This window comes from Streptomyces sp. NPDC031265 (assembly GCF_055570295.1).
This window is the reverse complement of record NZ_JBVIHM010000007.1, coordinates 268,117-280,273: the sequence shown is the minus strand read 5'-3', so window position 1 is coordinate 280,273 and position 12,157 is coordinate 268,117. Positions and strand designations below refer to the sequence as shown.

Below are 12,157 nucleotides of genomic sequence, written 5' to 3'. Positions count from 1 at the left end.
ACTCCCGCTGCCGGACGGCGAGCTGCTCGGTCAGGCACCGCAGGGTACGGCTGGACAGATCGATCGACGACGGGCAGACAAGCACGCGAAGCTCCCGGCGGACACGGGTGATCTTGGTCGAGAACCCATCTACCAGGAGCTTCCTCGTTCCGTACAGCCCGCACCGACCAACACCACGGCCCCACGCTCAGGTTGGAAAAGGCTCACGGATCTTGTGAGCCATCGCCGCATTTCAGAGGCACACCCGCGCTGTTCTGCCAGCGGTGAACACCGGCCCGACCGGGCTCGACGATCACTACAGTCCAGTCTCATGACGACGGTTACAACGCGCACGGTCGCGTACCCGGCCGACGGTCTGACGATGATCGGGCACCTCGCGCTCCCGGCCGGTGTCGACCGCCGGCCCGCGGTGCTGCTCGGACCAGAGGGCATGGGGCTCAGCGACGTCGAGCGCCGCCGGGCCGATGCTCTCGCCGAGCTGGGATACGTAGCCCTGGCCTTCGACCTTCACGGCGGGCGCTATTTGGGTGACCCCGAGGAGATGCTGGCCCGTTGCATGCCGCTGCTCGCCGACCCCGAGCGGATGCGGGACATCGGCCACGCGGCGCTCGATGTGTTGCGCGCCGAACCGCGGACCGACCCCGACCGGATCGCCGCCGTCGGCTACGGCACCGGGGGCGCCGTCGGGCTGGAACTCGGGCGCGACGGCGTCAACCTGCGCGCGATCGGGACAGTCAACGCAACTACCACGGGCCGACCGGGCGAGGCGGCGCGCATTCGCTGCCCGGTGTGGGCCGGTGTCGGGTCGGAAGACCCGATCATGCCGCCCGCGCAACGGGACGCGTTCACCGCCGAGATGCAGGCCGCGGGCGTCGACTGGCGCCTCGCGGTCTACGGCGGCGCCTTGCACGCCTTCCACCACCCGCCGGTCGACCACCCCGTGGTCCCCGGCGTCGGCTACCACCCACAGCACGCGCAGCGCGCCTGGCACGACGTCATCGACCTGCTCGCCGAGTGCCTGCCCGTAACGGAGTGATCTGGTCAGCGACCGCGATTTCGGGCCGCGAGCCAGGCCGGTAGACCGCCACCGGCTCCGGTTTGTGGGACATCACCGCAGCTCAGAGAAACTGTGACGAGGTGCTCTGCGAGGGCGTTCCCACTCGGCGGCCGGAACCGGCTCCGCCCGATGACAGGGCTCATCCGGCTTCCGGGGCATCCGGGTTGGCGTTCTCCCTGCGCATCATCCTGCGCAGGCTCGCGCGAGCCGCGTCCCGGTCCTCCTCCGCCTCGGCAAGCTTCTCCTCCCACTCGGCCTTGCCCCGAGTCAGCGCGTCTCTCTCGGCGGTCAGCTCGGCGTTCTGGCGGCTGAGCTCGTCGATGCGTGCCACCAGCTCGCCCGTGCCGACCTGGTCGAGTTGCTGCCCCAGTTGTCGTCGCACGGCGTCCTTGAGCTTGTCCCGCTCCTCCCGCAGTGCGGTGATCTCCTGGCGAGCCAGCGCCAGATCGGTCTTCAAGCCCGCCGAGCTGACGGAAGCCCCTGTGCTGGGCTTCGGCGGGTGCACGGCCTGCCGAGCGCGGGCGGCGTCGATGTGCTCACGGACGCCCTCAGCGTAGACCAGCCAGTTGGACACCCCCGGCGGTCTTGGCGACGGCCGCGAAGGTGACGGGCTCGCTGTGGGCGACCCTGGGAGTTCCGGAGCTTCCTGTACGGGCGCGCGTGGACGCACGCCGAGGGGCCGGTGGCGCTGTTCAACCACGCGGTGACGTGGCTGCGCAAGAACCGGGTGCTGCTGCCCGGCGTCTCGGTGCTGGCCCGGCAGGTGTCGGAGGCCCGTACGGCGGCCGAGCGGCGCCTGTACGACGCGGTGGCCCGGGCGACCCATCGGGCCGATCCCGCGCTCGCGCCGGCGCTGGCCGGGCTGCTCGACGTTCCGGAGGGCAAGCGGGTCTCGGAGCTGGAGCGGCTGCGTACGCCGCCGACGAAGACGACGGGCACCGCGATGGTGCGGGCCATGGAGCGGGTGGAGGAGATCTCCGCGTTCGTTCTGGGCCGGGTGAACCTGTCCCGGGTGCCGGTGAACCGGCTCTCGGCGTTGGCCCGGTACGGGCAGTTGAGCAAGGCGCAGACGATCGAGCGGGCGTCGGAGCCGCGGCGCACCGCGCTGCTGAAGCTGCTGCCCCGCGAGGTCGACGCCGAACTGGTGCCCGCGATGTGGAAGCGGGCGGTGTTCTCCAACGCCAAGCTGCCCCAGGCCTCCGTGGACCGGGATGCGTACGTGGTGTGCGTCCTGGAGCAGCTGCACCGCGCACTGAACCGGCGCGACGTGTTCGCCGCCCCGTCGAACCGGTGGGCCGATCCGCGCGCGAGGCTGCTGGAACGGGGCGCGGTGGGAGGCGATGCGCCCGGACGTGCTCGCGGGCCTGTCCCTGGCCGAAGACGCCGCAGCACACCTCGCCGACCTCGTGCAGGAGTCCCGCCACCGGCTCGCCCGCGCGATCTGCCACGGCGGGCGCGGGCAGATCCGCCAGGCATACCGCGAGGGCCAGGAGGACCAGCTCGCCGCGCTCGGCCTGGTCCTCGACGCCGTCGTCCTGTGGAACACCCGCTATCTCGACGCCGCCGTCGCCCAACTCCGCGCCGAGGGCCACGACATCAAGGACGAGGACGTCGCCCGCCTCTCCCCGCTCAAGAACCGGCACATCGACTTCCTGCGCCGCTACCTGTTCGACATCACCGCCAGCGGCCCCGGCCGGGGGCTGCGCCCCCTGCGTGATCCGGACGCCACCGAGCCGGACGAGGACGATGACGCCGAGTGAGGCGGGTTCCCGGCTGCGGTGCCGAAGCGGGTCAGTCCGTGGGCCACCGCGGCAGTTGACCAGTGAGCCGTGTGCATCGTGAAGCTCGCAGGCCACGAGGGTTGGTGTGGTGGCGGGCGGGATGCTCGGGCTGGTCGTCTGCCGGTGTCCACGGTGGAGATCGTCTGACGTGCCGGCCGCTGATGAGCTTCGGGCCGGCTAAGGCATGCGGATGCTGCGTGTGACATCCGCGGCGCCGCCCAAGAGGACCCGCAGCCCCGAGGCGTCGAGTTGTGCGGTGGCGGTGATCGTGGAGGGACTGCCGAGGGAGTCACCCATGTCGACTGCGATGTCGCTGATGCCCTGGCCGGCCAGGTGCGCAGCGAGGCAGGCGGTGCTGTTGGCGTTGGCGATGTCTTCCGCGACGCCGATCGACGGGGCGAACATGCGGGCCGCGACGCGGCCGGTGGGCGTCGGCACCGAGTAGGCGTAGCAGCCCAGGAACCCGAGACGGTCGCAGGCGGCACGGAGCCGTTCGAAGTCCGGGCTGAGGGTGGTGAGAGCGGACCGCGTAGTAAGGGGAACCAGCAACCGCGACCGCCCCACTGAGGCGACGCGGATACCGGGAGCGAGTGTGCCTGAGGTGACACCGAGTGCGGGCAGGACAAGGTCGCACTCGATCGCTGTGGGCCTGCGGAGTTCTACAGGGCCGGCGTCGAAGGCGGCATTGACATGCGTCTTCTCTCGTACGGACCAACCAGGGAAGACACGCCCTGCCGCATGGATGGTGGCTCGATACTCCCGGCCCCCGGCGCGCTCGGCCATGAAGGCCAGAGCGGCAACCGTCCCATGACCGCACGCAGGCAGTTCTCCCTCGGCGGTGAAGAAGCGGAGGGACACGACCGGACCGCCCCGTCGGCTGTCGTGCACCGACACGAAGACGGCATGCGACGTTCCCATCAGAACCGGCACACGACGGCGCTCATCGTCACTCAACGGCGCCTCGACCAGCACCGCGGTCGGACTACCGCCGTGGCCGTCGCGCAGACACGCGCGGACGATTGTGACGGGCAGACCGTGCCTACTCATCGCAGTGCCGGGATCCTTGTGCCGGACCGGCGTCCGCTTCCTCCGCCCACCGCCGGCTCCACGCGAACAGCGGTTGGAGGGCGTCGACAAGTTCCCCACCGAGCTGGGTGAGGTGATATCCGTCCTCGCGCAGAGTGAGCAGGCGGGTATCGGTCATCTCGCCGAGCCGGGTACTGAGCACACTGGAGGACATGTGCTCGCACCGGCGCTGCAACTCCCGGAAACCGCCCGGGGCTTGACTCAGCTCCCACAGGATGCGCAGCGTCCAGCGCCGTCCCAGCAGGTCGAGTGCGGCCATGACCGGGCGTCCCGATGCGGACCCCCGCACCGGTACGCCGGGCCGCGGTGTTCCGCCTCCCATGTTCCCCTCTTCTCCTTGCGCTTCGCTTCTCGAAGCAGCATAGTGATTCGAAAGCAGAAGCACTAGCAGTGCGAAGGGAAGGCCGCATGACGCGGATCGCGCTCAGCCCGCCGTACTGCGCACAGATCGGCCAAGCGCTCCCCTCAGGGGAGCGCCGATGTCGCGAATAGCCCTGCTGGAACCGCCGTACGCCGACCAGGCCGGCACGCTGCTCACGCGCATGATGCCCGGGGACGTGCCGCCGATCGGGCTGTTCCGGATGTTCGCCAGAAACCTCCCGCTGGCCGGCGCCCTGCACGGATGGGGGCGCTATGAGCTGGGCCGACAGCTGACCCTGACCATGAGGGAGCCCGAGATCGCCATCGACCGGACATGCGTGCTGTGCCGCTGCGAGTACGAGTGGGGCGCGCACATGATGATGTTCGCCGAACGGGTCGGGCTCACCCGCGAGCAGGCGGCACCCCTGGTGCACGGCGACCCCGCTGACACGTGCTGGACGTCCGAGCGGGAACGGCTGCTCATCCTCGCCGTCGACACGCTGCACGCGCGTTCCGACATCGATGACGCGCTGTGGGCACGGCTCGTGTCGGCCTTCGACGAGCTCCAGCTGCTCGATCTTTCGGCGGTGCGTACCGCGCCGGCTGAGGACTGCGTCGGCGACGACGTCACCACACTCTGGGCGGCGCCCGCAGACGCGCGTGCGCACGCGCGCATCCTGGCCCGACAGGACGGCGTGGTCGCCGGCCTCCCGCTTCTCGGTGAGGTCTACCGACAGCTCGGCCACGACGTCGAGGTGAGTGTGCACGTAAAGGACGGAGAACGCGTTCAGGCAGGACAGAGCCTGGCGGAACTGACCGGACCGTCGCGCGCCATCATCACCGGGGAGCGCACCGCATTGAACTTCCTGCAGCGCATGTCGGGCATCGCTACCCACGCCGCGGCGTTCGTGGACGCGGTGGCCGGACTGTCGGTGCGAATCCTGGACACCCGCAAGACGGCACCCGGGCTTCGCGCCCTGGACAAGTACGCGGTCGCGACCGCCGGGGCGAGCAACCACCGCCTCGACCTGGCCGCGAAGGTGCTGCTCAAGGAGAACCACATCGCCGTGGCGGGCGGGGTGTGGCCGACCCCGTCGACCGGGAGGCCTTCGTTTCCGTATCCGGCATGTTCCCCCGTCGCCGAAGGCGCCGGGCGCCGAGGAAGACTTCGCCGGGACGCGAACCGGCACCGCGGGTGGCAGAGCCGAACCAGGCCGGATCAGCACGTCCTCACAAATGCCCGGTGCTCTGTCGCCGGGATCGAGCAATCAGAGCGTCAATTCGAAGTCGGACATGTCCGGCCGAACACAGGAGGTTTCCATGGCTAAGGGCTACTGGGTCAGTGTCTACCGCGCCATTTCCGACCCTGAGAGGCTGACTGCCTACGACAAGCTGGCCGGTCCGGCTGTCCGGGCTGGGGGCGGGCGCGTCCTGTCCCGTGGCGGTCGAGTCGTCGCCCACGAGGCCGGAAACACGCAACGCGTCATTCTGATCGAGTTCGACAGCTTCGACCAGGCCGTCGCGGCATACGAGAGCGAGGCATACCAGAAGGCGCTGGTGGTCCTCTCCGACAGCGTCGAGCGCGACTTCCGCATCATCGAAGGCATCGACTGACCGACGGGCTCAGCCATCGCTGAGCATCCGTCACCTGATGCGCCGGACAGAAGCAGGCCAACCAGATCATCGCCGCCGCCCGGGCCCCGTCGAGCACGGCTTCGCCGCGCTGAAGAACTGGCGCATCCTCACCCGACTCCGGCTCAACCCGGCACGGGCTACGAACCTGCTGCGAGCACTGCTGGTCCTCACCGACCTCGAAGCCGGCCGGTGACAGACGATCACGAACGCAGACCGACGCACCCGACCAGCACGAGCACCCACGAACCCTGCCACGCCACCAGGCTGACCGGCTACTTCATGTTGGCACGGTCCCATTGGTAGGGCAGTCGGGGTGCTGATCCGTCATCGTCGCCGTGGTGGTCACCCCGGCTCTCACAAACGGTCCTTTGCGCGAGCAAGATCAAGAATGGGCCGCCGGACCCCACCCGGACCCCGATCAGTTCTCACAACCCGTTCTCGCCCAAAAGTAGGATGGAACCCCTTCTGCGAGGGCGGTATGTGAGTGCATAGGCGATTTGTCGTCACCTGAACGTGTAGCAGTGCGGCATCCCGGCCGACCGGCGGCCTCCGGCGTGCTGGGCTGGTCGCCGTGAGCGAGCGCAGGCCCTGCAAGACCGACGTGAGCGACGAGCAGTGGCTGCTGGTCGAGCCGGTGATCACCGCGTGGAAGGCGGCGCACCCCTCGGTCAGCGGCCATCAGGGCCGGTACGCGCTGCGGGAGATCGTCAACGCGCTGCTCTACCAGGGCCGGACCGGCTGCCAGTGGGACCTGCTCCCGCACGACTTCCCGCCGCCCGGCGCGGTGAAGTACCACTTCTACACCTGGCGCGACGACGGCACCGACCAGACCATCCACGACCTGCTTCGCTGGCAGGTACGGGAGAAGGCCCGCCGGAAGGCGGACCCCAGCCTGGTGGTGCTCGACACCCAAAGCGTGCACGCCGCGGCCGGGGTGCCCGCGCAGACGACGGGGCGTGATGCGGCAAAATAAGTACCGGGCCGCAAGCGCGGCCTGGCCGTTGACGTCCTGGGGCTGGTGATCGCGGTGGTCGTGGTGGCCGCGTCGGCGCACGACAACGCCGTCGGCATCGCGCTGCTGGACCAGGTTGCCGGCGACACCGACACCGTGGAGAAGGCCCTGGTTGACCAGGGTTTCAAGAACGCCGTCGTCGCGCACGGCGAACAGGTGGGCATCGACGTGGAGATCGTCGAGCGCAACCCGGCGCAGACCGGGTTCGTTCCCCAGGCCAAGCGGTGGATCGTGGAGCGCACCTACGGGATCTTGGTGCTGTTCCACAGGCTGGTGCGCGACTACGAGCACCTGCTCCGCACCTCCGAGTCGCGGGTGTACTGGGCGATGACCGCGGTGATACTGCGCCGGCTGACCGGGGCGACCGCGCCGGCCTGGCGCACCGCATGACCGGCGATCAGCTGACGCTCGGGGCAGTGCCGGCCCGGCTGGAGGAACGGGAGTGGGAGATTGCCGCGCAGGCCGAGGCGGCCAAGGAGGGGATCGCGGAGCTGGCCGCGCAGTTGGAGGAGCTTGATCGGGCCGTCGAGGAGGTCCGGATCACCCGCAGGACGCTGCTGGAGCTGCCCGAGCCGGCCCCGTCCGCGCCGCCGCCGGCGAAGCTGCCGGATCACCCGGCCTATCAGCAGATCATGGGGGTCTTCGCCGCGGCCGGCACCCCGCTGCGGGCGCGGGCGGTGTGCGAGGCGATGGACCTGGAGATCGCGCCCAACACCGTCAACAACACCCGCCTGAAGCTCAAGCGGCTTGTCGAGCGCGGGATCCTGGTCGAGCCCGAGCAGGGCTTGTTCGCCCAGCCGCGGCCGTAAGCCGCCCGGCGCCGCCGCGACCTGCCCGCTCGCCCGGGACGAAGCAACGAATCGGGCATCACAGCGACGGCAGGAATATCGACTGCTCGACGAGGCGTTGGCATGCGTCGTGAGCATTGAGCGAGTCATCATCCTTCATGGCTACATGGCATCCCCATCCAGCCACTGGTTCGAGTGGCTCCATGACGAACTGACGCCGGAGGGAGTCGAGGTCGAGATCCCGGCACTGCCGAACTCGACTGCTCCCGAGCCCGAGGCTTGGATCACGGCGGCGGCGAAGGTACTTGGCGAGCCCAACGACCGCACCGCCGTGGTCGGACACAGCCTCGGCTGTGTCACGGCGCTCCATGCCCTCGACCGCCTCGACGGAACCTGGAAGCTCGATGCCCTGATCGCGGTCTCCGGCTTTGTCAGCCCTGCGCCCGCACTTCCAGAGCTGGACCCATTCACCAGCAGTGTTCCTCATGTCGCGCGCGTCGCCGGGAACATTCGACGTCGCGCCGTCATCCGCTCCGACAATGACACGTTCGTCACGCCTTCGCTGACCACCGAGCTAGGCCAGCTGCTGCGCGCCGAGGAAACCGTCGTGCCTGGTGCTGGGCACTTCCGCGCCGCCGAAGGGATCACCTCTCTCCCCGAGGTGGCTGCACTCCTGCGTAGCTGAGTCACGCGACAATCATCAGCACCGACGAAGAGCTGGCGTGGCCGGTACGTTCGCGGAATCGGGCATCAGCCCTCATACCGCCCTCTGAGACTTGCGTTGTGCGAAAATCCGGGCCCGTGACGGACCCTCAGCACCCCTCCCGGGCCGACCACTCGGACGCCTACGACGTCGAACGGCACGCCTGCCCGAAGTGCGACGCCCAGCCGGGCTCACCGTGCCGCTCGCGCTCCGGCGCGGTCACCTCCGCCTATCACACCCGCCGCTTCACCCTGGTGCCACGGCTGAAGAAGGCGTTGCGGGGGCCGACCCCGGCCGACCGTCGGCCGGGGCAGCCGTGGTGGCCGGGTACCCCGCCCCCGGCGCCGATCGACCCGGACCTGCCGAGCGCGGACATCCGCATCGGCTACGCCCGCTGCTCGACGCTCGGGCAGGCCCACGCCGACTTCGCCGACCTCCCCACCCCAGACGTCCCCCGGCCCCGCCCGGACGCCGCGGCGTTCAGCAGCTCATGACTCCGGGGGTGGGGCATGGGGTCCCAGTAGTAACCGCCGCAAAAACAACGAATATCGCTTACCTGGGACGATGCCGCTCGCCGCTGACGATCAGCAGCGGCCATTGCGCCGTGTCTTGAGGAGTGGCCGGGTCGTTCACCATGCAATGCGGTAAGCCGCCGATACGACGGGACGGCCCGCACGAGAGTGGTTGTGGTGGGGGTTCTCGGTGGCGACCCGTGTGTTCGCGGATGACGAGCTGGCACGGCTGCGCGGTTTTCCGGAGATCAACAAGGAAGAGCTGATCCGGTTCTTCACCCTGACGCCGGCGGACGTGGGGTTCATCGACCCGGGGCGCGGCCGTAGCCAGAAGGACCGGCTGGGGCTGGCGATCCAGCTGTGCGCCCTGCCGTGGCTCGGGTTCGTTCCGGACGACGTGGCCTCGGCGCCACCGGCGGCGGTGGCCCGGCTCTCCGAGCACATGCAGATCCCTGTCGGTGAGCTGCGGTTCTACGGCGAGCGGAAGCAGACCCGCACCGGCCACCTGCGCGAGGTGACCCGGTACCTGAACTGGAAGCCCGCGAAGACGCTGGAGCTGAAGGAGCTGGACGAGTTCCTGCTCGCCCGCGCGATGGAGCATGACTCCCCGTCGCTGCTGTTCCGTCTGGCCTGTGAGCATCTGGCGTCCTCGCGGGTGGTGCGGCCCGGGGTGGTGAAGTTGCTGGAGCGGGTGGCCACGGCGCGGGCGGAGGCCGGGCGGGAGACGTACCAGCGGGTGCGGCATCTGCTGACGCCGAAGCTGATGGGCGAGCTGGACGGGCTGCTGGCCGTGGACTCGGCGATCGGGACGACGCGGCTGAACTGGCTGTCCAAGGGCGCGACCGGGGACTCGGCGAACGCGGTGAAGGCAGAGCTGGACAAACTGGGCTTCCTGCGCGGCATGGACGCCCACACCCTGGACCTGACAGGCCTGCCCGCGGAGCGGCGCCGATTCCTGGCGGCGGTCGGGCGCCGCCTTACCGCGCAGTCGCTGGACCGGCGCGAGCCGCAGCGCAGGCACCCGATCCTGCTGACGGTGCTCTCGCAGTCGGCCGCCGATGTGCTGGACGAGGTCATCAGCCTCTTCGACCAGGCTGTCTCCGCGCGGGAGAGCCGGGCGCGCATCAAGATGCGGGATGAGCTGGCCGCCCGCGCCGCGGCTGGGGAGGGGCGGCAGGCGTTGCTGGACGAGATCCTGCCGGTCCTGGTCGAGACCGGGATCGAAGACGAGATGGTCGGCGCTCTGCTGCGGAACACCATCGGCATGGAACGGTTGCGGGCCGCGCTCGCCCAGGCGAGTGGCAGGCTGCCACGCGACAACGGTCATCTGGCGATGCTGGACAACTCCTACACCTACCTGCGGCAGTTCACCCCGGACGTGCTGAAGGCCATCGAGTTCACCGGCGGTACGGGCGCCGAGGCCCTCATGGAGGCCGTGAGGGTCCTGAAGAAGCTGAACGCGGACGGGGCCCGAAAGGTCCCCGACTGTGCGCCGACGGACTTCGTGCCCGCCAAGTGGGCCGGCTACCTGGAACAGGCCGCCCGGGACCGGGACGTCACGGCGTACCGGCACTTCTGGGAGCTGACGGTGCTCCTGGGCCTGCGGGACGGGCTGCGCAGCGGGGATGTGTACGTGCCGTCCTCGCGCCGGTACGCCGACCCTGCCTCATACCTGTTCACGCCCGAGCAGTGGGAGGGGCAGCGGGAGCAGTTCTGCCAGCTGGTCGGCAAGCCCACCGACGCGCGCGTCGCGCTGGAGGGGTGCAAGGAAGAGCTGGCGGCCGCGATGGCGGATCTAGAGAAGGTGCTGGGCAACCGGAAGGCGGGCACCGGCGAGGTGCGGCTGTCGCCGGGCGGGGAGCTGATCATCCCGCCGCTGTCGGCGGAGGACATCCCGGCCGAGGCCGCCGAGCTGAAGGAGGAGCTCTCCGAGCTGCTACCTCTGGCCCCGATCGCCTCTCTGCTGGTGGAACTGGATAGGCGGACCGGGTTCCTGGACTGCTTCACGCACGCCGGCGGCAAGCAGACCCGCTCGCCGGAGCTGAAGCGCAACCTGCTGGCGGTGCTGATCGCGAACGCGACGAATCTGGGTCTGGTGCGGATGGCGGAGGCGTGCGGGATCTCGTACGACATCCTGGCCTGGACCCAGGAGTGGTACGTCCGGGAGGAGACCCTGGCGGCGGCGAACGCCGCGGTCGTCAACTACCACCACCGTCTTCCGCTGACCCAGGCGTTCGGCGGCGGCACGCTGTCCTCCTCGGACGGGCAGCGGTTCCCGGTGAAGGGCAAGTCGACGACCGCGCGGGCGATGAAGAAGTACTTCGCCGGCCGCGGCCTGTCGACGTACACGCACGTCTCGGATCAGCACACGACGTTCGGCACGAAGGTGATCGTGGTGACTCGCCGGGAGGCGCACTACGTGCTGGACGAGATCATGGGCAACAAGACCGACCTGCCCATCACCGAGCATGCCACCGATACGCACGGCGTGACCCTGGTCAACTTCGCGCTGTTCGACCTCGTCGGGATGCAGCTCTCGCCGCGTATCCGGGACCTGGGGAAGATCACCCTGTACCGGATGGATTCTCAGCGGGACGTAGGCAGCCTCTGGCCGGTGGCGGGGCCGCTACTCACCCAGAAGATCAACATGGGGTTGATCGAGGACCAGTGGGACGATCTGCTGCGGCTGGCGGGGTCGATCAAGTTCGGCCACGCCACCGCTTCCCTGATTGTCGGCAAGCTGTCGGCCTCCTCCCGGCAGAACACTCTGGCTGCGGCGCTGAAGGAGTATGGGGCGCTTCGGCGTACGGTCTACGCCGCCCGCTATCTGGCGGACGAGACCTACCGCAGGAAGATCGCCCGGCAGCTCAACAAGGGCGAGTCCCTGCACTCGCTGCGCCGCAGCCTTCTGTACGCGCACGAGGGCGCAATCCGGCACCGCCACCTGACCGCGCAGACCGAGCAGGCGTGGTGCCTGACACTGCTGACCAACTCTGTGGTGACCTGGACGACGGAGTACTACGGCCTGGCCATCGCGCAGATGCGCGCCGAGGGCAGGGCGGTCGACGACGAACTTCTCGCGCACATCTCCCCGGCCCACAGCGAGAACGTGAACTTCTTCGGCACGATCAACGTGGAGGTTGACACCGAGCTCGCCAAGCTCGACCCGGCCGGATACCGGCCGCTGCGAGCCCGCCGCCGTGAGCGGCCCGTCTAATGGCTT

General features: G+C 69.5%; 11 protein-coding genes and 2 pseudogenes. 10 read left to right on the top strand and 3 right to left on the bottom strand.

Going from position 1 to position 12,157, the window contains the following annotated elements; translation table 11 throughout:
* The first annotated feature begins 310 nt into the window (after positions 1 to 310).
* Positions 311 to 1,036, top strand: coding sequence for a dienelactone hydrolase family protein (locus ACZ499_RS14575; protein WP_468675001.1), 726 nt, complete (start codon positions 311 to 313; stop codon positions 1,034 to 1,036).
* Positions 1,037 to 1,196: 160 nt separating this feature from the next.
* Here the strand turns inward: ACZ499_RS14575 and ACZ499_RS14570 are convergent, their stop codons facing one another.
* Positions 1,197 to 1,631 carry a DUF6262 family protein gene (locus tag ACZ499_RS14570; RefSeq protein WP_468674997.1) on the bottom strand — a complete coding sequence of 145 codons (435 nt, stop codon included), beginning with the start codon at positions 1,629 to 1,631 and terminating at the stop codon, positions 1,197 to 1,199.
* Between the two features lie 60 nt (positions 1,632 to 1,691).
* Between ACZ499_RS14570 and ACZ499_RS14565 the strand changes: the two are divergent.
* A pseudogene (locus tag ACZ499_RS14565) lies at positions 1,692 to 2,817 on the top strand (Tn3 family transposase); the annotation flags it as partial.
* Between the two features lie 198 nt (positions 2,818 to 3,015).
* On the opposite strand, the gene ACZ499_RS14560 reads toward ACZ499_RS14565, so the two are convergent.
* Complete coding sequence (locus tag ACZ499_RS14560) at positions 3,016 to 3,885, bottom strand: PhzF family phenazine biosynthesis protein (protein ID WP_468674996.1); 870 nt, start codon at positions 3,883 to 3,885, stop codon at positions 3,016 to 3,018.
* Complete coding sequence (locus tag ACZ499_RS14555; protein WP_468674994.1) at positions 3,878 to 4,246, bottom strand: winged helix-turn-helix transcriptional regulator; 369 nt, start codon at positions 4,244 to 4,246, stop codon at positions 3,878 to 3,880. The genes ACZ499_RS14560 and ACZ499_RS14555 overlap by 8 nt, the downstream gene beginning before the upstream one ends.
* Before the next feature lie 157 nt (positions 4,247 to 4,403).
* Between ACZ499_RS14555 and ACZ499_RS14550 the strand changes: the two genes are divergently transcribed.
* The 8 genes and pseudogenes from ACZ499_RS14550 to ACZ499_RS14515 all read left to right on the top strand — a co-directional run bounded on the left by ACZ499_RS14550 (position 4,404) and on the right by ACZ499_RS14515 (position 12,151).
* A complete protein-coding gene (locus ACZ499_RS14550; RefSeq protein WP_468674992.1) occupies positions 4,404 to 5,612 on the top strand; it encodes a hypothetical protein in 1,209 nt (402 codons plus the stop codon).
* The gene (locus ACZ499_RS14545) at positions 5,605 to 5,898 is read left to right on the top strand and encodes a DUF1330 domain-containing protein (RefSeq protein WP_468674991.1); all 294 of its coding nucleotides are present in this window, start codon (positions 5,605 to 5,607) and stop codon (positions 5,896 to 5,898) included. The genes ACZ499_RS14550 and ACZ499_RS14545 overlap by 8 nt, the downstream gene beginning before the upstream one ends.
* A 37-nt stretch (positions 5,899 to 5,935) precedes the next feature.
* Entirely contained in the window at positions 5,936 to 6,112 is a 177-nt protein-coding gene (locus tag ACZ499_RS14540; RefSeq protein ID WP_468674989.1) for a hypothetical protein, read from the top strand.
* A 378-nt stretch (positions 6,113 to 6,490) separates the two neighbouring features.
* Positions 6,491 to 7,321: pseudogene (locus ACZ499_RS14535) on the top strand (IS5 family transposase).
* The gene (locus tag ACZ499_RS14530; protein WP_468674985.1) at positions 7,318 to 7,740 is read left to right on the top strand and encodes a hypothetical protein; all 423 of its coding nucleotides are present in this window, start codon (positions 7,318 to 7,320) and stop codon (positions 7,738 to 7,740) included. Before ACZ499_RS14535 ends, ACZ499_RS14530 begins: the two are co-directional and overlap by 4 nt.
* A 109-nt stretch (positions 7,741 to 7,849) precedes the next feature.
* Positions 7,850 to 8,404 carry an RBBP9/YdeN family alpha/beta hydrolase gene (locus ACZ499_RS14525; protein ID WP_468674984.1) on the top strand — a complete coding sequence of 185 codons (555 nt, stop codon included), beginning with the start codon at positions 7,850 to 7,852 and terminating at the stop codon, positions 8,402 to 8,404.
* A 116-nt stretch (positions 8,405 to 8,520) separates the two neighbouring features.
* Positions 8,521 to 8,916, top strand: a complete 396-nt coding sequence (locus tag ACZ499_RS14520; RefSeq protein ID WP_468674983.1) for a zinc finger domain-containing protein — start codon at positions 8,521 to 8,523, stop codon at positions 8,914 to 8,916.
* A 208-nt stretch (positions 8,917 to 9,124) separates the two neighbouring features.
* On the top strand, positions 9,125 to 12,151 hold the full coding sequence (locus ACZ499_RS14515) for a Tn3 family transposase (RefSeq protein ID WP_468674981.1): 3,027 nt from the start codon (positions 9,125 to 9,127) through the stop codon (positions 12,149 to 12,151).
* Positions 12,152 to 12,157: the final 6 nt, after the last annotated feature.

Excerpts from the sequence above, each read along its gene's own strand:
- ACZ499_RS14575 (WP_468675001.1), top strand. The coding sequence starts at position 311 with ATGACGACGGTTACAACGCGCACGGTCGCGTACCCGGCCGACGGTCTG.
- ACZ499_RS14560 (WP_468674996.1), bottom strand. The coding sequence starts at position 3,885 with ATGAGTAGGCACGGTCTGCCCGTCACAATCGTCCGCGCGTGTCTGCGC.
- ACZ499_RS14555 (WP_468674994.1), bottom strand. The coding sequence starts at position 4,246 with ATGGGAGGCGGAACACCGCGGCCCGGCGTACCGGTGCGGGGGTCCGCA.
- ACZ499_RS14550 (WP_468674992.1), top strand. The coding sequence starts at position 4,404 with ATGTCGCGAATAGCCCTGCTGGAACCGCCGTACGCCGACCAGGCCGGC.
- ACZ499_RS14545 (WP_468674991.1), top strand. The coding sequence starts at position 5,605 with ATGGCTAAGGGCTACTGGGTCAGTGTCTACCGCGCCATTTCCGACCCT.
- ACZ499_RS14540 (WP_468674989.1), top strand. The coding sequence starts at position 5,936 with ATGCGCCGGACAGAAGCAGGCCAACCAGATCATCGCCGCCGCCCGGGC.
- ACZ499_RS14530 (WP_468674985.1), top strand. The coding sequence starts at position 7,318 with ATGACCGGCGATCAGCTGACGCTCGGGGCAGTGCCGGCCCGGCTGGAG.